At 53.5% G+C, this 21,443-nt stretch carries 27 protein-coding genes; 22 read left to right on the forward strand and 5 right to left on the reverse strand.

From position 1 onward, the window contains the following. Window positions 1–16: 16 nt before the first annotated feature. Both B4M48_RS10355 and B4M48_RS10360 read right to left on the reverse strand, forming a co-directional pair. The gene (locus B4M48_RS10355; protein ID WP_286876726.1) at window positions 17–319 is read right to left on the reverse strand and encodes a CII family transcriptional regulator; all 303 of its coding nucleotides are present in this window, start codon (window positions 317–319) and stop codon (window positions 17–19) included. Between the two features lie 109 nt (window positions 320–428). Further along, a complete protein-coding gene (locus B4M48_RS10360) occupies window positions 429–659 on the reverse strand; it encodes a transcriptional regulator (protein WP_094111407.1) in 231 nt (76 codons plus the stop codon). A gap of 129 nt (window positions 660–788) precedes the next feature. On the opposite strand from B4M48_RS10360, the gene B4M48_RS10365 reads away from it, so the two are divergent. The 14 genes from B4M48_RS10365 (at window position 789) to B4M48_RS10430 (ending at window position 9,742) form a co-directional block, all read left to right on the forward strand. Then, window positions 789–1,478, forward strand: coding sequence for an XRE family transcriptional regulator (locus tag B4M48_RS10365; RefSeq protein ID WP_288656612.1), 690 nt, complete (start codon window positions 789–791; stop codon window positions 1,476–1,478). Window positions 1,479–2,531: 1,053 nt separating this feature from the next. Continuing rightward, the gene (locus tag B4M48_RS10370; RefSeq protein ID WP_158530705.1) at window positions 2,532–2,681 is read left to right on the forward strand and encodes a hypothetical protein; all 150 of its coding nucleotides are present in this window, start codon (window positions 2,532–2,534) and stop codon (window positions 2,679–2,681) included. Then, entirely contained in the window at window positions 2,678–2,821 is a 144-nt protein-coding gene (locus tag B4M48_RS10375; protein ID WP_288656613.1) for a hypothetical protein, read from the forward strand. The genes B4M48_RS10370 and B4M48_RS10375 overlap by 4 nt, the downstream gene beginning before the upstream one ends. Further along, a complete protein-coding gene (locus tag B4M48_RS10380; RefSeq protein ID WP_288656614.1) occupies window positions 2,818–3,135 on the forward strand; it encodes a hypothetical protein in 318 nt (105 codons plus the stop codon). The genes B4M48_RS10375 and B4M48_RS10380 overlap by 4 nt, the downstream gene beginning before the upstream one ends. Beyond that, a complete protein-coding gene (locus B4M48_RS10385; RefSeq protein ID WP_288656615.1) occupies window positions 3,135–3,953 on the forward strand; it encodes a PD-(D/E)XK nuclease-like domain-containing protein in 819 nt (272 codons plus the stop codon). Before B4M48_RS10380 ends, B4M48_RS10385 begins: the two co-directional genes overlap by 1 nt. Beyond that, window positions 3,950–4,855 carry a RecT family recombinase gene (locus B4M48_RS10390; protein ID WP_288656616.1) on the forward strand — a complete coding sequence of 302 codons (906 nt, stop codon included), beginning with the start codon at window positions 3,950–3,952 and terminating at the stop codon, window positions 4,853–4,855. Before B4M48_RS10385 ends, B4M48_RS10390 begins: the two co-directional genes overlap by 4 nt. Window positions 4,856–5,418: 563 nt before the next feature. After that, a complete protein-coding gene (locus tag B4M48_RS10395; RefSeq protein ID WP_288656617.1) occupies window positions 5,419–6,105 on the forward strand; it encodes a DUF4145 domain-containing protein in 687 nt (228 codons plus the stop codon). 71 nt (window positions 6,106–6,176) lie between these two features. Further along, window positions 6,177–6,380 carry a hypothetical protein gene (locus tag B4M48_RS10400; protein ID WP_288656618.1) on the forward strand — a complete coding sequence of 68 codons (204 nt, stop codon included), beginning with the start codon at window positions 6,177–6,179 and terminating at the stop codon, window positions 6,378–6,380. A 59-nt stretch (window positions 6,381–6,439) separates the two neighbouring features. Continuing rightward, the gene (locus B4M48_RS10405; RefSeq protein WP_288656620.1) at window positions 6,440–6,724 is read left to right on the forward strand and encodes a hypothetical protein; all 285 of its coding nucleotides are present in this window, start codon (window positions 6,440–6,442) and stop codon (window positions 6,722–6,724) included. Between the two features lie 262 nt (window positions 6,725–6,986). Continuing rightward, window positions 6,987–7,196 (forward strand): hypothetical protein, encoded by a 210-nt coding sequence (locus B4M48_RS10410; RefSeq protein ID WP_288656623.1) that lies wholly within the window; start codon window positions 6,987–6,989, stop codon window positions 7,194–7,196. 46 nt (window positions 7,197–7,242) lie between these two features. Then, entirely contained in the window at window positions 7,243–7,908 is a 666-nt protein-coding gene (locus B4M48_RS10415) for an MT-A70 family methyltransferase (protein ID WP_288656625.1), read from the forward strand. 80 nt (window positions 7,909–7,988) lie between these two features. Beyond that, a complete protein-coding gene (locus B4M48_RS10420; protein ID WP_113655105.1) occupies window positions 7,989–8,339 on the forward strand; it encodes a helix-turn-helix domain-containing protein in 351 nt (116 codons plus the stop codon). Next, window positions 8,222–9,379, forward strand: coding sequence for a site-specific integrase (locus tag B4M48_RS10425; protein WP_233496271.1), 1,158 nt, complete (start codon window positions 8,222–8,224; stop codon window positions 9,377–9,379). The genes B4M48_RS10420 and B4M48_RS10425 overlap by 118 nt, the downstream gene beginning before the upstream one ends. 9 nt (window positions 9,380–9,388) lie before the next feature. Next, window positions 9,389–9,742: a RidA family protein gene (locus B4M48_RS10430; protein ID WP_288656627.1), complete on the forward strand. Its 354-nt coding sequence runs from the start codon at window positions 9,389–9,391 to the stop codon at window positions 9,740–9,742. A 12-nt stretch (window positions 9,743–9,754) separates the two neighbouring features. Here B4M48_RS10430 and B4M48_RS10435 read toward each other — a convergent pair whose 3' ends face one another. Then, window positions 9,755–9,940 (reverse strand): YoaH family protein, encoded by a 186-nt coding sequence (locus B4M48_RS10435; RefSeq protein ID WP_039384746.1) that lies wholly within the window; start codon window positions 9,938–9,940, stop codon window positions 9,755–9,757. A 111-nt stretch (window positions 9,941–10,051) separates the two neighbouring features. On the opposite strand from B4M48_RS10435, the gene pabB reads away from it, so the two are divergent. From pabB to B4M48_RS10455, 4 genes are all read left to right on the forward strand, one after another. Beyond that, entirely contained in the window at window positions 10,052–11,410 is a 1,359-nt protein-coding gene (pabB, locus tag B4M48_RS10440; protein WP_288656629.1) for an aminodeoxychorismate synthase component 1, read from the forward strand. A 1-nt stretch (window position 11,411) separates the two neighbouring features. Continuing rightward, window positions 11,412–11,978 carry a CoA pyrophosphatase gene (locus B4M48_RS10445; protein ID WP_288656630.1) on the forward strand — a complete coding sequence of 189 codons (567 nt, stop codon included), beginning with the start codon at window positions 11,412–11,414 and terminating at the stop codon, window positions 11,976–11,978. A gap of 188 nt (window positions 11,979–12,166) precedes the next feature. Next, window positions 12,167–13,531, forward strand: coding sequence for an L-serine ammonia-lyase (locus tag B4M48_RS10450; protein ID WP_039384754.1), 1,365 nt, complete (start codon window positions 12,167–12,169; stop codon window positions 13,529–13,531). Window positions 13,532–13,760: 229 nt separating this feature from the next. After that, window positions 13,761–15,320: an EAL domain-containing protein gene (locus B4M48_RS10455; protein ID WP_039384755.1), complete on the forward strand. Its 1,560-nt coding sequence runs from the start codon at window positions 13,761–13,763 to the stop codon at window positions 15,318–15,320. A 47-nt stretch (window positions 15,321–15,367) separates the two neighbouring features. On the opposite strand, the gene B4M48_RS10460 is transcribed toward B4M48_RS10455, so the two are convergent. Continuing rightward, a complete protein-coding gene (locus tag B4M48_RS10460) occupies window positions 15,368–16,933 on the reverse strand; it encodes a TerC family protein (protein ID WP_039384757.1) in 1,566 nt (521 codons plus the stop codon). Between the two features lie 493 nt (window positions 16,934–17,426). Between B4M48_RS10460 and manX the strand changes: the two genes are divergently transcribed. The 4 genes from manX to B4M48_RS10480 are packed head-to-tail and all read left to right on the forward strand — an operon-like array spanning window position 17,427 to window position 20,602. After that, window positions 17,427–18,383, forward strand: a complete 957-nt coding sequence (gene manX, locus B4M48_RS10465) for a PTS mannose transporter subunit IIAB (protein ID WP_288656633.1) — start codon at window positions 17,427–17,429, stop codon at window positions 18,381–18,383. A 47-nt stretch (window positions 18,384–18,430) separates the two neighbouring features. Next, window positions 18,431–19,231: a PTS mannose/fructose/sorbose transporter subunit IIC gene (locus B4M48_RS10470; protein WP_104085085.1), complete on the forward strand. Its 801-nt coding sequence runs from the start codon at window positions 18,431–18,433 to the stop codon at window positions 19,229–19,231. Window positions 19,232–19,245: 14 nt separating this feature from the next. Next, on the forward strand, window positions 19,246–20,091 hold the full coding sequence (locus B4M48_RS10475; protein ID WP_071668873.1) for a PTS mannose transporter subunit IID: 846 nt from the start codon (window positions 19,246–19,248) through the stop codon (window positions 20,089–20,091). A gap of 52 nt (window positions 20,092–20,143) precedes the next feature. Continuing rightward, window positions 20,144–20,602: a DUF986 family protein gene (locus B4M48_RS10480; RefSeq protein ID WP_039384768.1), complete on the forward strand. Its 459-nt coding sequence runs from the start codon at window positions 20,144–20,146 to the stop codon at window positions 20,600–20,602. Here the strand turns inward: B4M48_RS10480 and rlmA are convergent. Next, on the reverse strand, window positions 20,599–21,405 hold the full coding sequence (gene rlmA, locus B4M48_RS10485; RefSeq protein WP_071668874.1) for a 23S rRNA (guanine(745)-N(1))-methyltransferase: 807 nt from the start codon (window positions 21,403–21,405) through the stop codon (window positions 20,599–20,601). The genes B4M48_RS10480 and rlmA overlap by 4 nt on opposite strands. Window positions 21,406–21,443: the final 38 nt, after the last annotated feature.

Here is a 21,443-nt window from a genome sequence, read left to right on the forward strand (position 1 = left end):
ATCCAGTCATTTCGCATCAGGCCTCAAAACAGTTACCGCTGCTTTGGGGCTTTTCTTTTGTCAGTAATTCCTCAATCCTCAGCAGCCTCTTCGCTACTTCAGACTCCGGCGACACCACATCCAGATAGGCCATTGCCAGACTCATCATCTGGAAAAAGCTGTGACGCTGCTTTCCTGACGGGCGCTTCATGCGGCTTACTGCTGCCTCATCCAGACCCATGACTTTTGCCAGTGGACCCTGCCCTAGCTCAGCCAGTTTGTTCAGCAGCTGGCCTTCAATTTCTCTCGCTTTCTTGCGATAGCTTGTAATTTCAATCATGTAATATTCCTTTCGTTGAAAAACTTGCGTGACTTTGCAGCGAGCTAGTCACTTGGTTTTTGCCCTCCTGAAGCAGGCGGGCGGCTAAATTGACAAAGAGCGGTGTTACTTACGCTGCCTGATTCGGATGAGGAAACAGGTCAGTTAAATCTGGGCGTACTTGGTAAGCTGGGATCTTTCCATCGGTGGCTTTCTCAATGCGCTTTGCATTCTCAGCGGACACCTTTTTCTTCCCGTGCAACCAAGCCCAAACTGAGGGCTGCTTGACGAGGCATGCATCAGCTAACTTCTGCTGGCTGCCTACAATGTCAATAGCCCGCTTAATAGCTTTGTTGACCATAAAATAGCTCCTGCTTTGCTTGGCTATTGTAATAATAGCTAAAGCTATCCAAGAAGTAAATAGCTTTGGTTATTTGATGAATAATACCTATGGCTATATCTTTCAGGGAGGACAAAAGGGAAATCTAAAATGACTTTTGCAGACAGACTTAACGCTGCCATGAGGGCAAGCGGGCATACTCAGGCGTCCTTAGCTGAAGCTGTAGGAATGGCACAGCCAAGCGTATGGAAATTGACGCAGGGCATTACCAAAAACACCAGAAAGCTTTATGAGATAGCAAAGGTTCTAGAAGTGAGTCCTGAATGGCTCTCTTCAGGCGAAGGTGAGATGAGGGGTGCTCCTCAGATCCATACCCCTAAGAAAGAAAGACAGGCGGAACCTGACTACTATCGTGTAGATGTATTGGATGTCCAAGCCAGCGCGGGGGATGGTTATCTTGTGTCTACTGAATTCGTTGAAACCATAAGAGCTATTGAATACACCAATGAGCAGGCTAAAGCGTTATTTGGCCCACGTCCTGCCAATACAATCAAAGTCATCACCGTGCGCGGCGACAGCATGGAGGGAACCATTGAGCCGGGCGATCAGATTTTTGTAGATCTTGCCGTAACCCATTTCGATGGCGACGGCGTCTATGTATTCGTGTTTGGCAAAACAATGCATGTAAAACGACTCCAAATGCAAAAGCATCGCCTTGCAGTTCTATCGGATAACCAGCGCTATAAAGAATGGTTCATTGAGGAGAGTGACGAGGGAGAGTTTCATATCATGGCAAAAGTGCTTCTCCGTCAGTCCGTTGACTACAAAAGGTTAGGCTGAAGCAAAACGCAAAAGTATTAAATGATCCCGCTTCGGCGGGATTTTTTTCGTCTGGACAAAAATAAATTCCTTTAGGAATCAACATGAATATCACCAAAGCTATAAATATATATCTTTGGCTATTTACAGTAATAATAGCTTTGGATATATTTATCCCATCAGCAGGACGCTGGGGCAGTAAGAAACGGAAGTCAGCTCTTTAACAATTAGATTCCTACCTGATGCAGGTAGGCCGGAGCGAGTGCTCTGGGATTGGATGAATGCAAACGCATGGTTGGGGGCAGCTGTAGTAACCCCGGCGTCGGCTGAAGTCGCTGGATAACAAATCCGTCTTGAACGGTGGCAAAACCAGCGCACGTGAACGGCGAGGAGCACCGGCCATCCAATCACCAAAGCACTCACTTGGAGAAACACCATGAATTCGAAGCAGCGTTACAACGCAAAGCGTGCAGCTGAGCATCGTGCAAAGAAAGCAGCAGATCGCCAGTTTGAGAACGGAATCGTCACCACCCTTATGGGATGCAGCTTAAACGTAGCCCGCGCCACATCAGCGCCAAGTCTGCGTGAGAAGCATAAGAGCACAGCGATGTGCTTACCACAGGTAGCCTTATTTCAGGCTGGTCACCGCAAAGTCCGGAAGGACGCAACACACATTATTAAATGAGGTAGTCATGAACAGAAACGCTTATTACGCCAGTGAATGCCGCGCAGCGGTGCTTGAGTACCGGCAGTCAGCGGTGCGTCATCGCGATAGCGAAGTTCTGCGTCAGTGTTATTTGCAGCTGGCTTGGAAGAATCGCCGGCAAGCTCGTGAGTACGCACTTAAGGCTGCCTGAGGGCGGCCTTTTTTATTCACAACGTGTACGCAGCACATAGCTAGATCCATAGCAATTTCTCATGGTGCAAGCGCAATGCCTTTCTGTGAGGGCATTCCAGTTGTACTCACTACCATCTATTGGCCCCGGCAGGAATGTTCGGGGCATTTTTTTAACAACCACCCCTCAAATTAATCAGGAGTTACCCATGCAATTTGCAACTGCTGGGGCTGCCCACATGGGTAGCTCTCAAACCGTCACACCCGTAGTAAACCAGTTCGCATTCCGTTTATCAGGCGCAGACGTTCTGCACTGGCGTCCCAAGAGCCGCCTGCAGCAGCTGTGGGAGCGTCTGGTTGAAGTTGTATCGCAGGAGACGCGCCCGTGAAAAAGACAGCCCCGGCGGATCAATACCGCAAGCACCAGAATGACTTTGAGCGCCAGCGCGCACAGCTGCTGGAAAAGTCGAACGGCTTCACCTTCATCAATCTGTTCCTGCAGCGTCTGATTATGGGAGACCGCAAATGAAATTTCGCCTGCATGAGAAAGACGGTAAAGAAGTTCAGCAGATAGCTGACAGCCTGCCAGATGAGGAGCTGGAGATTATCGCAGCCCGCATTGATGAAATTATGGCTCAGCATCGCATCAGCCCGATCGTTGCACCAGCCTGCGCTTTTATGCTGCGCCACTTCGATCACGAAGCCATGGGTATGTTTGACATGGATGATGACCTCGAAATGGCCGCTGACGCATTCATGCGAGACATGATGATCACTGCAGCCAAGCGCGAGCGGGCTATTGATATCTGGAAGCACAAGCACAGCTATGACGAGGTGGCGTGATGCAGCCTGGCATCTACTACGACATCAGCAACGAGGCTTATCACTCCAGTGCCGGCATCAGTAAATCCCAGCTGGATGATATCGCCATCAACCCGGCCATCTTTCAGTGGCGCAAAAGCGCGCCGGAGGATGAAGAGAAGAAAGCCGCGCTGGATATGGGAACAGCCCTGCACTGCCTGCTGCTGGAGCCAGAGGAGTTTGATAGCCGCTTTATCGTGGCGCCGGAGTTCAACCGCCGGACCACTGAAGGCAAGGCGAACGAAAAAGCCTTTTTAAAGGACTGTGAAGGCATGGGCATGACGGTTATGGATGCCGAACAGGGCCGCAAACTGAGACTGATGCGCGCCAGCGCCCTCGCCCATCCCGCCGCCCGCTGGCTGCTTGAGGCAGAAGGCCATCAGGAGGCGTCAATCTACTGGAATGACGACCAGACCGGCGAGCTGTGCCGCATCCGGCCGGACAAGTTTCTGTCTCAGCAGCCGGTAATTGTGGACGTCAAAAAGGTGGCCGATATGAGCCGCTTCGCCCGCCACGTTGAAGAGTTTCGCTATCACGTCCAGGACGCCTACTACCGGGAGGGATTCAGCAAACAGTTCGGTGAATACCCTCTTTTCGTTTTCATCGCCGTCAGCGAATCGATCGACTGCGGCCGGTACCCGGTTCGGGTGTTCCAGCTTGGTGAGGATGATGTGGCCGTGGGTTATGACCTGTTTCGCCGCGACCTTGCCGCCTATCACGAATGCATGCAGTCCGGCAGCTGGGGCGGCATTGAAGAAATCACGCGCCCGGACTGGGCAAAGAGAAAGGATAACGTATGAGCAACGAAATTATGCAGTCGCCGGTTAATGAGGCCGACACCAAAGCCGCCATCTTCAGCCCGACCGGTCTGCAGAAACTGCAGGCGTTTGCAGAGGTCATGGCGCAGGGCAAGGCCACCGTCCCGGCACATCTCGCAGGTAAGCCAGCTGACTGCCTGGCCATCGCTCTGCAAGCTGCTCAGTGGGGCATGAACCCGTACGCCGTGGCGCAGAAAACGCACCTGGTAAACGGCACGCTGGGTTATGAAGCGCAGCTGGTTAATGCAGTAATCACCAGCTCTACCGCCGTTCAGGGGCGCTTCAAATACGAATACGGCGGCGACTGGGAGAAGTTCAAACCAGGCGCAGCAAACGCGAATAATGAGCGTGGCCTGTCCGTGCGCGTCGGCGCGGTGCTTCGCGGTGAAACAGAAATCACCTGGGGGGAGCCGCTTTATATGGAGTTCGTGACTACCCGCAACTCCCCATTGTGGAAGACGGCACCAAAGCAGCAGCTGGCCTATCTGGCAGTGAAATACTGGGCGCGGCTGTATTGCCCTGATGTTATCCTCGGCGTCTATACGCCTGACGAATTTGAACCGACTCAGCGTGCAGAACGCGACGTCACCCCGGCGCGCAGTCGTGCTGAGCTGAACAACCTGATTAACAGCAAGCCGGAAACTCAGCAGGAACCACGGCCAGAGCGCGAGGTGAACCCTGCAGCCACCAGCGAACAAACGCGCACTCCGGATCAGCTGCTCACAGACTTCACCGAAGCAGCCGGCGGCGCAATGTCGCTAACCAGCCTGGATAAATTCTACAAATACGCTGCAAAGGTACTGGCTGGTACGCCTGCAGAACTGGATAAGGCAACTGACGTCTATCTGCTTCGCAAAGCGGAGCTCGAAGAAGCCGGAGCGTGATTATGCGTAAGTTACCTCACTTCAGACGCAACTCCCATCCAAACAGTGGCTTTACCGAGCGTGTATACTGGCAGTTATCAAACGGGCACATGCCGGGCGCGAGTTAAGCGCCCTTTTTGAAAGGTACCTCGTGGAGCTCCAAATTAACATTCAAAACTTTCTCCGCCGACCTTGCAAAACAATGCAGGTTGGAGCTTCTGCCTCTCTGAAGTTTTATCAGGCAATAGAGCTCACCTACAGAAGGACAGGCAGCCCACGCCGCGTTCTACCGACCATGCGCAAAGATAGCTGCGTTAGCCTTAAGCAAATAGTCAATCGTATTGAAGAAAAACGTCAAGGATAAAATGAGGTGGCATAGAACCGCGTCATTAATGAATACTGATCTGTACCTGATTGGCGAACAAGAGTAATGAATAATTTTGAATAAAGATAATCGCTAGTAACTTTTTGAATTTTTAACTTATATTCATTTTAAAATTAATTTTCTTTGAACCACATCACTAAATGCGTTTGCAAACACATGGTAAGGTATAAATTGAAATCAAAATAAAATGGAGTTGAATATGTCCAGAACTGTTTGGGCTGAGCCAAAATTAAAGGTACTTGAAGATCTTTATGAGGCTATTGAATGTCATAGCTGTAGACAAGAGACGAACCATAAAATATTGTCAAACGCGAAATTTTCTGTAATTTATTACAGCGATGATGCTTTTGAAAATAGCATGGATGCAACAACCACTATTGAAGTGATTCAATGCCAAGGATGCATGTCTCCATCTATAAGATACTCCTCATGGGATAGTGAAAATTTTGATTATCATTCAGATGGTCTAGAGCCTATAATTACATATGATTTCCATCCAAAGAGAAATCAGTTGATGGTTTTTGATAAAGCTTATGAACTCCCTTCCGCCCTTGAAGATCTATATATTGAAACTGTTAACGCCATCAATAATGGCAGTCCCACAATTGCCGGAATTGGAATAAGAGGACTTATTGAAACTATATGTAGAGAAGAAAAAATTGAAGGAGCAAATTTAGAAAAAAAAATTGATAACTTATTCACCTCAGGGAAAATTAGCAAAGATAGCAGGGACATACTACACTCATTAAGGCTTGTTTATAATAAATCCGCTCATGAATCACTGAAACCAAGCAAAGAGCAACTTTACATCTCCCTTGAGGTTATTGAATTACTCCTTAAACAACTCTACATTCACTCTCCTTTAGCTAAAAAACATTTTACATAAAAAAATTATTGACTAATTTTCTTAAGATGCTTACAGCATTTCTCAAGCGATCATCCGGAGAATAACGGAATATGAAAATCACTGTGGTTTTTGAAGATACCGGCGTTGAAGAGGTACATGATTTTGACACCAAACCTTGTGCCGGAGATCTGGTGACATTGACACGCGATGGTAAAGGCAAAGATTATATAGTTATTATCGAGCCTAACCCTGACCATACTCATGATGATGGCCCTGATGGACATCCGACAAAAGTCAATGTTAGGCCTGCTTAGCACCGACCGAGGTTTATCCATCTGCACATTGAGGCCGTTTATCAGAAGGAGCAAGGCAAGTGAAAGAAAAAATCTATACTGCGCTAAAAAGTTTGCATAAAGCTTATGAGGATGAAGCCCAGCAAAAGCTACCAAAATTTGGTGTACCTTTGGGGTCAATTCTTGAAGAGATGGGGATGCCTTCAGACGAGGTTTCTCACGAGATTTATCAAGCCTTGGAAGATCTGAGAGATGAGGGGCTAATCTGGGATGAAAGCACCTCAAATGGTGGCTTTGGACGGGTTATTGGCGCAGGAGGAGACATAGCATATTCCACTGGCGCCAGAATAAAACTGGCAAGATGAAATCACAACCTGCTCCGGCAGGTTTTTTTACGCCTAAATTCTGGAGAATCACTATGTGCGACATTGCAGATGATGCGTCAGACCTTGAGATACTCAATACAGAAATCGCCCTGGCTAACCGGCCTCGCCCGGAGCCGCGTTCACCAATCTGCCGTAATGGCGATTGCGGTGAACCTTCCCGCGATGGATGCAGTTACTGCAGCTGTGAGTGCACAGAGGACCATGAAAAGGTTATCTGGGCAGAGAAGAACCGGAGGTCGGCATGAGCAAGATATACGCTAACTGGAGTATCAATCTCTATACCGAGTGCCCAGAATGCGAGGAATACTTTGATTTAATCGAACAGGATGATGATTTCTGGATAGATGGCGGCAGGGCTGGAGTTTGCGAGACCGATACGCCGCGCACCAGAGATGTCGATGTTGTATGTCCCGAGTGCGAACACAAATTTAAAGTCAACTTTCAGCACTAATCCCCGCCCACCCTATTCACTATCGCGCTCTGCGTGAGGAGTTGTTATGTCTGAGAAATACTGTCTCATTTACTGCGACCCGCCATGGGCATACAGCAACACCATCAGTAACGGCGCAGCATCCGACCACTACGCAACGATGGAGATCGCGGACATCAAGCGACTACCAGTTTGGGATATTGCGGCCAAAGATGCAGTGCTGGCGATGTGGTACACCGGCACACATAACACCGAAGCCGTCCAGCTCGCTGAAGCATGGGGATTCAAGGTCAGAACGATGAAAGGTTTTACGTGGGTTAAGCTGAACCAGCTGGCAGAGCAGCACATCAATAAGGCGCTGGCGGCGGGTGAGGTAGAGGACTTTTACGATCTGCTGGAATTGCTCAACGCGCAAACCAGAATGAACGGCGGTAATTACACCCGGGCAAACTCGGAAGACATGCTGATCGCCGTGCGTGGCGCAGGAATTGAAAGGGTTAACGCATCAGTTAAGCAGGTCATTTATAGCCCGCTCGGTGAGCACAGCGCAAAGCCGTGGGAGGCTCGCCACCGGCTGGAGCTGCTTTATGGCGATGTGCCGCGCATTGAGTTGTTTAGTCGAGGTAATGCTGCAGGGTGGCACCACTGGGGAAATCAGAATCCTCGCAACGATATAGAGCTTTTGCCCGGGGTGGCAGTTCCAGCAGAAAAAATTATAGGCGACGCCGCATGATCACCCCGCTCGGCCTGATCATCACCATCGCAGCAATCATCGTAATCAAAATTATCTTCAGCTACCTGTAGAGGCTATTCATGGAAGCATATGCGCTTACCCTGGATGAGGCCTGCGCGTTTCTCGGCATATCCCGGCCAACCTGCAATAAGTGGATTAAAACCGGCAGGCTGGCCGCCACGCGCAAAGACCCGTCCAAACCGAAGTCACCCTACCTTCTCACTCGTCAGGCATGTATTGCCGCTCTGAACAATCCATTGCACACTGTCGCCGTGAGCGCGGCAGATGCACATGAGGAGAATAAATCATGTCGATCTTCCGCAGAGGTGAAATTTGGTACGCCAGTTTCACAACGGCGGGCGGAAAAAGAGTTAAGCAATCTCTTGGCACGTCCGACAAGCAACAAGCGCAGGAGCTGCACGACAAAATAAAAGCTGAATCATGGAGAACATCAAGGCTTGGTGACCCGGTCTCCATGACGTTTGAACAGGCTTGTGTGCGCTGGCTCAATGAAAAGTCCGAGAAGAAGAGCCTGGCCGATGACAAGCACATTATAAAGTTCTGGCTTGAATCAATGGCAGGGAAGCATTTAAAGGACATCACCGAAAGAGAAGTTTATGCAGCGGTAGCGCGCATCGAAAACCGCAACCACCTCAATCGATGGAAGCAAAAAGCTGAAGCCTTAGCAAAAAGAGGAAAGCCAGCTCCCGAGTACAAGCCAAAACTGGCTTCGCAGGGGACAAAGATAAAACGGCTTTCTTTCATCAGATCGCTGTTCAGGGCTGCAGAGAGAGACTGGAAGGCTCTGGAAAAAGCCCCCGTGATTAAAGTCCCTGTGGCAAAGGAGCGACGGATAAGGTGGCTCAAGCCTGAGGAAGCTCAAAGGCTTATCAGTGAATGTTCTGAGCCTCTGAAGTCAACCGTTGAGTTTGCGCTTAGCACCGGGTTAAGACGATCTAACATTACCAGGCTAAAGTGGGAGCAGATAGATCTTCAGAAAAAGATGGCGTGGATTTACGCGGACGAAAGTAAATCAGGCAGGGCAATTGGCGTTGCCCTAAATGATACGGCCTGCGCAGTGCTGAGAAAGAACATTGGCAGGCATCACGAGTACGTGTTTGTTTACGTGGAAACTGAGAAAGATAATACCGGAAAAGCTTCAAAGGTCACGCGACCTGTCAACAGCAACGCGAACGGAGCCTGGAGATCGGCGTTGCGCAGAGCAGGCATTGAGGACTTTAGATTTCACGATCTGAGACACACCTGGGCATCCTGGCTGATTATGGCCGGGGTGCCGATATCTGTTCTGCAGGAGATGGGAGGCTGGCAAAATATCAACATGGTTAGACGATATGCTCACTTCTCATCTGGTCATTTATCCCTACATGCGAAGCGGATAGATGATATTTTTATGCAAAATGTCCCAAATTTGTCCCACACCAGTTTCAGGAATGGAACTAACGATGATTAAGGTTATGAAATGACTAAAGAAATAATAAGACTTGAGCCAATAGAACACCGCATGTCCGAAGCCGTGATACACGGCAATACGATCTACTACACCAGCGTCCCGGAAAATCTGGATGCCGATGCGGAGGCGCAGACGGCTAACGCGCTGGCAGTCATCGATCGTATTCTGGCGTGCGCCGGATCGGACAAGAGCAATATTCTCGACGCCACGATTTTTTTGGTGGATAAAGCGGATTTTGCGGCGATGAATCGCGCCTGGGACGCATGGGTATCACCGGGCAACGCGCCGGTACGCTGCACCGTACAGGCCGGACTGATGAATCCGAAATATAAAGTAGAAATAAAAATTATCGCCGCACGTTAAGCGGCACGGGCACTATTCGTTTTCATCTTCATCTTCGAAGCGTGCCCTGATTGCCTCTCCGGTAAAGGTTTCACGAATTTCCTGCGCCACCTGCGCAATCGCCTGGCCGCTGGCCATGCCGCCCGCCATCAGTTCCTGAATTCGCTCAACCGCCTGCTGCTGCTGCTCATGAGATAGTGCCGGAAGCCCTGTAAACATACGTTACTCCAGATTAAATCGGACGGGCATTATCCCACGCGGAACAAACAGGTGCCAGTGGCAAAAAAATATGCCAGGCTACGCCTCTGCCTGTTGAATGCTGCTGAACCCATGATCGCGAAAACCCTCACGCTTACCTATAGTCCCGATGCACTGCTGAACCGCTTTGCCACGCTGGCGCATCGCCCGTGGGCCATGCTGCTGACCTCGGGTCAGGCCGATCACGCCGATAACCGCTTTGATATTCTGACTGCCGATCCGCGCATCACGCTCACCACGCGCGGCGGGTATACCGAAACCGATGATGGCACCGGCATTCAGCGCTCCGGGGAGGATCCGCTGCAGCTGCTGCAGCGGCAGATTGACCGGCTGGGCCTGCAGCCCGCCTCCCATCCCGATCTGCCTTTTCAGGGCGGTGCGCTGGGCCTGTTTGGCTACGATCTCGGCCGCCGGTTTGAACAGCTGCCGGCGGTAGCGCAGCAGGATCTGCAGACGCCTGACATGGCGGTGGGCCTTTATGACTGGGCGCTGATTGCCGATCATCACCTGCAGCGGCTTACGCTGGTCTCTCTCAGCGATGCTGACGCGCGCTGGCGCTGGCTGCAGGCGCAGGCGGTTCCGCTGCCGCGGGCGTTTCACTTAACCAGCGCGTGGCGCTCTGACCTGACGCGCGAAGCCTATGCAGCACGCTTCAATGCTGTACAGGCGTATATTCAGGCAGGTGACTGCTATCAGGTCAATCTTGCTCAGCGTTTCGAGGCGCGCTATAGCGGGGATGAGTGGCAGGCGTTTCTGCGCCTTACACGCGCCAATCGCGCGCCCTTTAGCGCCTTTCTGCGTCTGCCGGACAGCGCGCTGCTCAGCCTGTCGCCGGAACGTTTTCTCTCTCTGCAGCAAAACGTTATTGAAACGCGTCCGATCAAAGGCACGCTGGCGCGTCTGGCCGATGCAGAGGCCGATCGTCTGCAGGCGGAAAAGCTGGCGCACTCCGCGAAAGATCGTGCGGAGAATCTGATGATTGTTGATCTGATGCGTAATGATATTGGTCGGGTGGCTGAACCCGGCAGCGTGAGCGTGCCTGAGCTGTTTGTGGTTGAACCCTTTCCGGCAGTGCATCATCTGGTGAGCACCGTGCGGGCCCGTCTGCCCGACAGGCTGCGCGCCACCGATCTGCTGCGCGCCTGCTTTCCGGGCGGCTCAATCACCGGAGCGCCAAAAATCCGTGCGATGGAGATTATCGAAGAGCTGGAGCCGCATCGTCGCAACGCCTGGTGCGGCAGCATAGGCTATATCAGCCTGTGTGGCCGTATGGACAGCAGTATTACCATTCGTACGCTGATCGCTGAAAACAATACCCTCTACTGCGCCGCCGGTGGCGGACTGGTGGCTGACAGCGATCTGCAATCTGAATATGAAGAGACCTTCCATAAGGTTAACCGCATTCTGCCCTGCCTCAGCGATGAGAAGTAATATGACTGCCGAACTCAGCCAGTTTCTGACGCGTTTTATGCTGCAGCCTCCGCCACCCGCACGCCTGCCGGCCCCTGCCGGACGTCATGCGGCAGTGCTGGTGCCGATTATCAACAGCGCCGAGCCGGCACTGCTGCTGACGCGGCGCTCGGCGCTGCTGCGTAAACATGCCAGCCAGGTCGCTTTTCCGGGCGGCATGCAGGATGCCAGCGATACGTCATTGATCGATACCGCGCTGCGTGAAGCGCAGGAAGAGATCGGGATCGATCCCCGTCAGGTGCAGATAGCCGGTGTACTGCCGGCGGTCACCAGCAGTACCGGTTTTGCCGTCACGCCGGTGGTGGGGATCCTGCCAGCCATGCCGCTCCGTCTGAACCCGGATGAAGTCGAAAGCGCCTTTACCATGCCGCTGCGTGAAGCACTGCATCTGGCCCGCTATCATCCGCTGACGTTATATCGCGGCCAGCGTCAGCACCGGATATGGCTCTCCTGGTATAACGATTATTTTATCTGGGGCATGACGGCCGGAATTATTCGTGCGCTTGGTCAGCAGATCGCGCTGCCCTGAATGCCGTGTGTAAACTCATAGCTGAAAAATCGATCCACTTCACAAAGGTATGGATTGATAACTATTTCTGCGGTTTATAATTAGATTATTTCATGCGAAAAGCTGTTCTTTCGCCCGCCGTGGCGATTACTATTAGCCGCAATTACGGCTCAGGCCGCAGAACCCCGTATTTGTGAGGAGCGTTACCGTTGATTAGTGTTTTTGACATGTTCAAAGTGGGCATCGGCCCATCCAGTTCACATACCGTAGGTCCGATGAAAGCGGGCAAACAGTTTGTGGATCTGCTGGCTGAGCAGGGCAAACTGCAGGATGTCACGCGCGTAGCGGTGGATGTGTATGGCTCTCTCTCGCTGACCGGCAAAGGTCACCATACGGATATCGCTATCATTATGGGTCTGGCGGGTTATGAACCTGCCACCGTGGATATTGATGCGATCCCGGCATTTATTAAAGATACGGAAACGCGTGAGCGCCTGCTGCTGGCTAAGGGCGCGCATGAGGTCGACTTTCCACGCGAAGGCGGCATGGTGTTCCGCAGTGAGAATCTTTCGCTGCATGAAAACGGTATGACGCTGTATGCGTTTGCCGGCGATCTGCTGATTCTGACGAAAACCTACTACTCAATTGGCGGCGGGTTTATCGTGGATGAAGCGCATTTTGGCCAGCCGGTGCTGGATGAAGTCGCGGTACCTTATGCGTTTCACTCGGCAAAAGAGCTGCTCAGCCACTGCAGCGAGACCGGCATGTCGCTTTCAGGACTGGTGATGCAAAATGAGCTGGCGCTGCACAGCCGTGAAGAGATCACCCGCTATTTTACCGATGTCTGGCAGACCATGCAGGCGTGTATTGACCGCGGTCTGAACACCGAAGGCGTGCTGCCGGGGCCGCTGCGCGTTCCGCGCCGTGCCGCCTCTTTGCGTCGCCTGCTGGTCTCATCGACCAAGCACTCCAATGATCCAATGAACGTTATCGACTGGGTCAATATGTTTGCCCTGGCGGTAAACGAAGAGAATGCGGCAGGCGGACGCGTGGTAACGGCCCCGACTAACGGAGCCTGCGGCATCGTGCCGGCGGTGCTTGCCTATTACGATCACTTTATCGAAAGCGTCACGCCCGATATCTTTATCCGTTATTTTCTCGCGTCAGGCGCTATCGGTATTCTCTATAAAATGAACGCCTCTATCTCCGGTGCCGAAGTAGGCTGTCAGGGTGAAGTGGGCGTGGCCTGCTCTATGGCGGCGGCGGGTCTGGCGGAGCTGCTGGGCGCCAGCCCGGAGCAGGTCTGCGTGGCCGCGGAAATTGGTATGGAGCATAACCTGGGTCTGACCTGCGATCCGGTTGCCGGTCAGGTGCAGGTGCCCTGCATTGAGCGCAATGCTATTGCATCGGTCAAAGCCATCAACTCAGCGCGCATGGCGCTGCGCCGGACCAGCGCCCCGCGCGTCTCGCTGGATAAAGTCATTGAGACCATGTATGAGACCGGTAAAGATATGAACGCTAAATATCGCGAAACCTCGCGTGGCGGTCTGGCCATCAAAGTTCAGTGTGACTGATACCTGTCCGGAGTGCGCTGGTTAAAATCAGCGCACTCATACTGATTTCTGCTTTTTTACCTACCTCGGCGTTGCCAAACCAGATATTGTAATTTTCCTGCGCGGATCCGGCAGGACGCAATTTTTATTGCCTGCTTTTTTAACGGGCAGCGCTAAACCTGGCCGTCCCGATGCCGATAACCTTCACGTTAATTTGCTCCTGGTCTGTGTCTTAACAAGGTGGTTACTGATGCTCATTCCCCAGCAATTTGTGGGTCAATTTCGCCGTAAGCGGCTGCTTATTGCGTTAGTGATCGCGACGCTGGTTTTGATCCTTACCCTGACTTTTCGTTATATCGAAGAGAAGTCACGTATTGAGCAGCAGTCTCTTAACTTTGCCAGCCGCGCCATTGAGCGCTTTGACCGTATGTTCTCGCCGCTGGACGTCTCCGCCAATAACACGCTGGGCCTGGTGGGCCTGCCCTGTTCGCTGGTGCGTTATCCGCTGATTGAAAAGATCGCTGCGCTGCAGACGGTACGCACCGTGCTGCTGGTGCAAAATGACACTATCTACTGCTCCAGCATCTATGGCGCCCGCGATATCTCTTTTAGTCAGACCTATCCGGAGCTGGCGCTCAATAATCAGCGCATGCTGCTGACCACAGATGATTATCTGCTTAAAGGCTCGCCGGTGTTGCTGCTCTGGACGCCAAAGTCGCTGGATAATCGCGATGGCTTGCTGCAGGTGGTGAATGTTGAACTGATGAGCAATTATCTGCTTGAGCCTCAGCTGCCGTGGGTAGAGCGGGCTATTTTCAACGTGGGCGGTCAGAGCCTTGAGTATGGTAATCCGATGATTGAACACACGGTGCCCTCGGATGACGAGGTCGCTTACGATCAGGCATCTTTACGCTACCCGTTCACCATTACGCTCTACGGCCCTTCTCCGGCGCGCCTGGCGTTAAATACGCTGCCTTCCCAGCTGCCGCTGGCGGTGATGCTGAGCCTGCTGATTGGCTATATTGTCTGGCTGGCAACGGCCAATCGCATGAGCCTCAGCTGGCAAATCAGCTACGGCATCACCGCCAGTGAGTTTATGGTTTATTGTCAGCCGCTGATCAATGCCCGCAGCGAACAGTGTGAGGGTATTGAGCTTCTGCTGCGCTGGCATAATCCGCGTCAGGGATGGATTGCACCTGACGTCTTTATCCCTCTGGCGGAACGGCAAAACCTGATCGCTCCCCTTACCCGCTTCGTGATTGCCCGGGCCGTAGAGGCGCTGCCGCAGCTGCCGCAAAGCAGCGCGTTCCATATTGCGATTAACGTCGCCGCCAGCCATTTTCACGATCGCGCCATTGTGGAAGATCTGCAGCAGATCTGGTGGCCTGCTAACCCCCATCCGCAGCTGGTTGTGGAGCTGACAGAGCGTGACGCCTTGCCGGTTATCGATCAGTCGGTCGTGGCGCAGCTGCATAACATTGGCGTACGCCTGGCGATAGACGATTTCGGCACCGGGCACAGTTCGCTGGCCTACCTGAAAGATCTGCAGCCGGATGTGCTGAAAATTGACAAGATTTTTACCGCGGCGATCGGCACTGACGCGATCAACGCCACGGTAACCGATATGGTGATTTCACTGGCGCAGCGGCTGAAGATTGCGCTGGTGGCCGAAGGCGTGGAGACCGCTGAACAGGCCTCCTATCTGCGCGAGCGCGGGGTAGATCATCTGCAGGGTTACTTCTATGCGCGCCCCATGCCGATCGAAGATTTTCCGGCATGGCTGGCTCAGCATCAGGAAACAGCGGGTTAAAAAAAGGGCCGTCTTCACGACGGCCCTGATTGAACAGCTACGCGCGATTACGCGTTTTCTTCATCTTCATCGTGAGGCGCATCTTTGGTCACCCGTACCAGGTCGATACGGTAATCTGTCGCCTCAACAATTTCAAAGTGCAGCGGCGGCAGATCGATTACCTCACCAGGCTGCGGCAGCTGACCTTTCTGCTCAATCAGCAGGCCCGCCAGCGAAGCGTGATCGTCCTCCTGTTTAACCAGTTCATGGTAGTCGAGCAGCTGCTGAAGCGAATGCAGGTCGGTGCCGCCTTTGACCAGCCAGCCATCACCATCGGCGATCACATCCGGCGTCTCATCTTCATCCGGGAACTCACCGGCAATCGCTTCCAGCACGTCCAGCGGCGTAATCAGACCCTGCACCATACCAAATTCGTTGGTTACGATAACAAAGCTGCCTTTCGCCCGGCGCAGCACGCCCAGCAGATTAATAGGATCCAGCGTCTCAGGGACAACAATCGCCGGCGAGCCTGATGCGAACGTGGTCACATCCATACCGTGCTCCAGCGCCACCAGCAGCTCTTTTGCGCGCACCACGCCAATAATCTCATCCAGCTCACCGCGGCACACCGGAAACAGACTGTGTGGCGTATCCAGCAGCTGCATACGGATCTCATCCAGCGGACGCGTTACATCAACCCATGAGATATCGCCACGCGGCGTCATGATGCTGCGAATAGAGCGCTGCGACAGCGTCAGTACGCCGTTAATCATATAGCGCTCTTCATCCTTAAACGCTTCCTGCGGCATAGCGTTATTCAGCGTATGCTCATCCGTTGAAGGCTGCTGCTGACGATTGCGCCCGCCCATCAGGCGTAAAATAGCTTCTGCCGTGCGCTCACGCATTGGCCGGCGCGCCTGATGGCGCATAAAATTACGGCGCGCGATCTGATTAAACAGCTCAATCAAAATTGAGAAGCCGATCGCCGCATAGAGATAACCTTTCGGAATATGGAAACCGAACCCTTCCGCTACCAGCGACAAACCGATCATCAGCAGGAAGCTCAGGCAGAGCACGACAACCGTCGGATGAGCGTTGACAAAATTAGTCAGCGGCTTCGATGCCAGCAGCATTACGCCCATTGCGATCACCACCGCAGTCATCATCACCGGCAGGTGGTTAACCATACCCACTGCGGTAATCACGGCATCCAGTGAGAAGACGGCATCCAGCACCACGATTTGTGCGACCACTGCCCAGAAGCTGGCATAGTTGCGATTACCCTGCTGCTCCATGCCTTTATTTTCCAGACGCTCATGCAGCTCCATCGTGGCCTTGAAAAGCAGGAACAGGCCACCAAACAGCAGGATCAGATCGCGACCGGAAAAGCTGAAATCCATCACGCTGAACAGCGGACGGGTCAGCGTGACCATCCACGAGATCAGGGAGAGCAGGCCGAGGCGCATCACCAGCGCCAGCGACAGACCGATCAGTCGCGCTTTATCGCGCTGCTTTGGCGGCAGTTTGTCAGCAAGAATGGCGATAAAGACCAGGTTATCGATACCCAGCACAATTTCCAGCACGATCAGCGTTAACAGCCCCGCCCAGATCGAGGGATCCAAGAGAAACTCCATTAGTGACTCCTTGCTAAGAAAGTAGACGCACGAAAATCAGCCTGCACCGGTAAGTGAGACAGCTGAAGAGTCGAAGGCGAAATAACGCTGAATGGCGTGGCGATCTGCGCCGGCTGGCACAGTAAGGATAAGAAGCGACGTCGGTGACGGTCCATAAAGGTGAGCTTGAGCCCGGTACTCCTGAGTAATAAACAGAAAGTTAATGTATCAGTTACCTCAACAAGATCAAAAAATTTTCTTACATTTACACATAGCTGCGCTGGCGCATAAAAACGGCATAAAAAAGTCCGCTGAACCGCCGTTACACCAGATAACCGACAGGCGTCACACTCTTTCTTCTTTCGCTAACTAAAATAAACGGCGACCTTAACGCAAACCGATGGGGGCTCCATCGTAGCGGCTCAGGCTTATATTGCCTGACGGGCCCGGCCGCATCCTTTATTCCTGTCAACGTCCTTTAATGACAGGGTTTCGTCATAAACGGAGGTAGCAGGTGACCATCGCATTAGTCATTGGTACACACGGCTGGGCAGCAGAGCCGCTCCTGAAAACAGTAGAGATGCTGCTGGGCGAACAGCACAATGTCGCCTGTATCGATTTTGCACCCGGTGAAAACGCCGAAACCCTGATGGATAAGTATCGTGCCCGGCTGGCAGAGCTTGATACCGCTCAGGGAGTCCTGTTTCTGGTCGATACATGGGGAGGCAGCCCGTTTAATGCCGCCAGCCGTCTCGTCACGGATCGCCCGGATCAGGAGGTCATTGCTGGCGTGAATATTCCGATGCTGGTCGAAACGCTGATGGCCCGCGATGACAATCCTGAACTGGCGGCGCTGGTGCAGGTCGCAACCGATGCCGGCCGTGAGGGCATTAAAGCGCTAAAGGCGAACCCGGTTTCCGCTGCCGCAGCGCCGGCTAAATCTGCTGCGCCGCCGCCGCCACCGCTGGCGCCGGGCCAGCATATGAAAATCGGGCTGGCGCGCATAGACGATCGTCTGATCCATGGCCAGGTAGCGACCCGCTGGACTAAAGAGACCGGCGTCAGTCGCATTATTGTAATCAGTGATGAAGTGGCAAACGATCACGTGCGTAAAACCCTGCTGACCCAGGTGGCGCCGCCGGGCGTAACCGCACACGTGGTCGATATCGCAAAAATGATCCGCGTCTGGAATAACCCCAAATATGCGGGCGAACGCGTCATGCTGCTGTTTACTAATCCCACCGACGTTGAGCGCGTGGTTGCGCAGGGCGTCAATATTACCTCTGTGAATATCGGCGGCATGGCGTTTCGTCAGGGTAAGACGCAGGTCAATAATGCGGTTTCAGTAGATGAAAAAGATATTGCCGCTTTTCGTCAGCTCAACGCCCACGGGATTGAGCTTGAGGTACGCAAAGTCTCCACCGATCAAAAGCTTAATATGATGGACCTGATTGCGAAGGCCACCGCCTGACTTGTTGCCGCCCGGCAATAATGGCGGGCGTGCTGAGGAGATGCAAAATGGAAATAACCACGTTACAGATTGTGCTGATATTTATCGTGGCCTGTATTGCCGGTATGGGTTCTATCCTGGATGAATTTCAGTTTCACCGTCCGCTGGTGGCCTGTACCCTGATTGGTGCCGTGCTGGGTGACATGAAAACCGGCATTATTATCGGCGGCACGCTGGAGATGATCGCGCTGGGCTGGATGAATATCGGGGCGGCGGTAGCACCCGATGCGGCTCTCGCCTCCATTATATCCACCATCCTGGTGATTGCCGGCGGACAGAGCGTCGGTGCCGGTATCGCTCTGGCGATCCCGCTGGCCGCAGCGGGTCAGGTGCTGACCATTATCGTGCGAACGCTGACCGTGGCGTTTCAGCATGCGGCAGATAACGCGGCCGCGAAAGGTAACCTCACCGCTATCTCCTGGATCCATGTCTCTGCCCTGCTGCTGCAGGCGATGCGCATTGCCATCCCGGCGCTGATTGTCGCTATCTCTGTCGGCACCAGCGCCGTGCATACGCTACTGAGTTCCATTCCGGAGGTAGTCACCAACGGCCTTAACATCGCCGGCGGCATGATTGTGGTAGTGGGATACGCAATGGTCATCAATATGATGCGCGCCGGTTATCTGATGCCGTTCTTCTATCTCGGGTTTGTCACCGCCGCGTTTACTGACTTCAATCTGGTTGCGCTGGGCGTTATCGGCGTCGTGATGGCGATTCTCTATATCCAGCTCGCCCCGAAATATAACCGGGTCGCAGGCGCAGCACCGGCAGGTGCCTCGCAAAACGACCTTGATAATGAACTTGACTAGGAGCAGGTGCCACTATGGTTGACAGCACGCGAATGGCTAAAAAGCTCACCTCCGGTGATGTCCGCGCCGTGTTCATACGATCTAACCTGCTTCAGGGGTCATGGAACTTTGAACGTATGCAGGCGCTCGGTTTCTGTTTTTCCATGGTGCCGGTGATCCGTCGCCTCTACCCGGAAAACGACGACGCACGTAAACAGGCGATCCGGCGTCATCTGGAGTTTTTCAACACGCAGCCCTATGTCGCCGCGCCGGTACTGGGCGTCACTATGGCGATGGAGGAGCAGCGGGCAAACGGCGCCGCCATTGATGATGGTGCTATTAACGGCATTAAAGTGGGTCTGATGGGGCCGCTGGCAGGCGTAGGCGATCCCATCTTCTGGGGCACCGTACGGCCGGTGTTTGCCGCGCTTGGTGCAGGGATCGCCATGAGCGGCAGCCTGCTGGGCCCGCTGCTGTTTTTTGTGCTGTTTAACGTTGTGCGCCTGCTGACCCGCTATTACGGCGTTGCTTACGGCTATCGCAAAGGCGTTGATATCGTCAGCGATATGGGCGGCGGTTTTCTGCAGAAGCTCACCGAAGGCGCCTCGATCCTCGGCCTGTTTGTGATGGGCGCACTGGTCAATAAATGGACCCACGTTAACGTGCCGCTGGTGGTATCGAGTATTACCGACCAGACCGGTAAAACCACGGTAACCACCGTTCAGTCTATTCTTGACCAGCTTATGCCCGGCCTGATCCCGCTGCTGCTGACATTTGGCTGTATGTGGCTGCTGCGTCGTAAAGTTAACGCGCTGTGGATCATCATCGGTTTCTTTGCGATCGGGATTATTGGTTACTCGATTGGCCTGCTGGGACTGTAAGCCGCTTTCCGGCCGGACGCGTAATATGGGCAGAGTGTAAAAAGGAGCGATAATGGCGCTGACCGATCTGCTGCTGATGTTCTGCATCGCCGCTCTGCTGCTGTTTGCTATTTACCATGATGTAGTGTTGCCGCGCCGTAAAGGCGTCACCCTGCTGCGGGTCGCACTGCGACGACGTCACCTGCCCGATAGCGCGATTTTTATCGGACTGCTGCTGATTCTGCTGTGGAAAAATATCAGCAATGCAGGGCCGGTGCTGACGACAACGCTTATCATGGTGCTGTGCGCCCTGACGCTCTGGGTATTCTGGCTGCGCCGTCCGGTGCTGCTGATGAAGCAGGAGGGCCTGTTTGATAACGGGATCTGGATCCGCTATGCGCGCATTGCCGCGATTAACCTCTCGCCGGAGGGGGTTTTAATGATGCAGCTGGAGCGGCGCCGGCTGCTTATTGCTGTTCATACGCTGGATGACCTGGAGCGTATCTGGCATACGCTCCTCACCGCTCGCTAATCGCGCTGCCACAGAGAGAGGGTAAAGTCCGCGTCACAGCGGAACTGCTCTGCCGCTGCCAGCGTCTGCCATACCGCTTCCGATGCACGCCAGGCAAAGGGTGTCATCTGCAGCAGGCTTACCGCTTCAGCGCCGCTTAGCGTCAGGTCATAGCTGAGAGACTGCGACTCGCAGAGCGTAAAGCCGGTATAGGTTTTCTCTTCTGCAGCATGCAGCTGCACCTGCGAATAGATTAGCGCCTTGAACTGCTGCAGATGGTGCGGACCCGGCGTAACGGTCAGCAGATAACCGCCTGACTTTACCACCCGGCTAAGCTCCTCTTCATTACAGGGCGCATAGATGCGTACCACCGCATCCAGCACCGCGCTGGCAAACGGCAGCCGCTGGCTGGAGGCAACGCAAAAGCGTACCTGCGTATAGCGTTTTGCCGCCATCCGGATAGCCGGTTTGGCAACATCAAGCCCATAGATTTCGGCGTCAGGCAGCGCGCTGGTCAGGGCGCTGGTGTAATACCCCTCACCGCAGCCGATATCCAGAACCTGAGCCGCAGGCTGCGTCAGGCGTTGCGCCAGTATCGCCGCCACGCGATCGCGCAGCGGCTGATAGTGCCCGGCATCCAGGAAAGCACGGCGCGCCTGCAGCATCTCCAGGCTGTCACCCGGCTCTCGCGACCCCTTGTGCTGCACCGGCAGAAGATTGACATACCCTTCTCTGGCCCGATCAAACTGATGACCAGCGTCACAGCGAAACACGCCCGGCTGCTGGGTTAATGGCTGGCGGCACAGGGGACAGATCAGGGACATAGCGGACTCCGGTTCAACGATAAGCGGCGCAGTTTACC

It is taken from the genome of Pantoea sp. UBA6567, assembly GCF_002434165.1.
GTDB lineage: Bacteria > Pseudomonadota > Gammaproteobacteria > Enterobacterales > Enterobacteriaceae > Pantoea > Pantoea eucrina.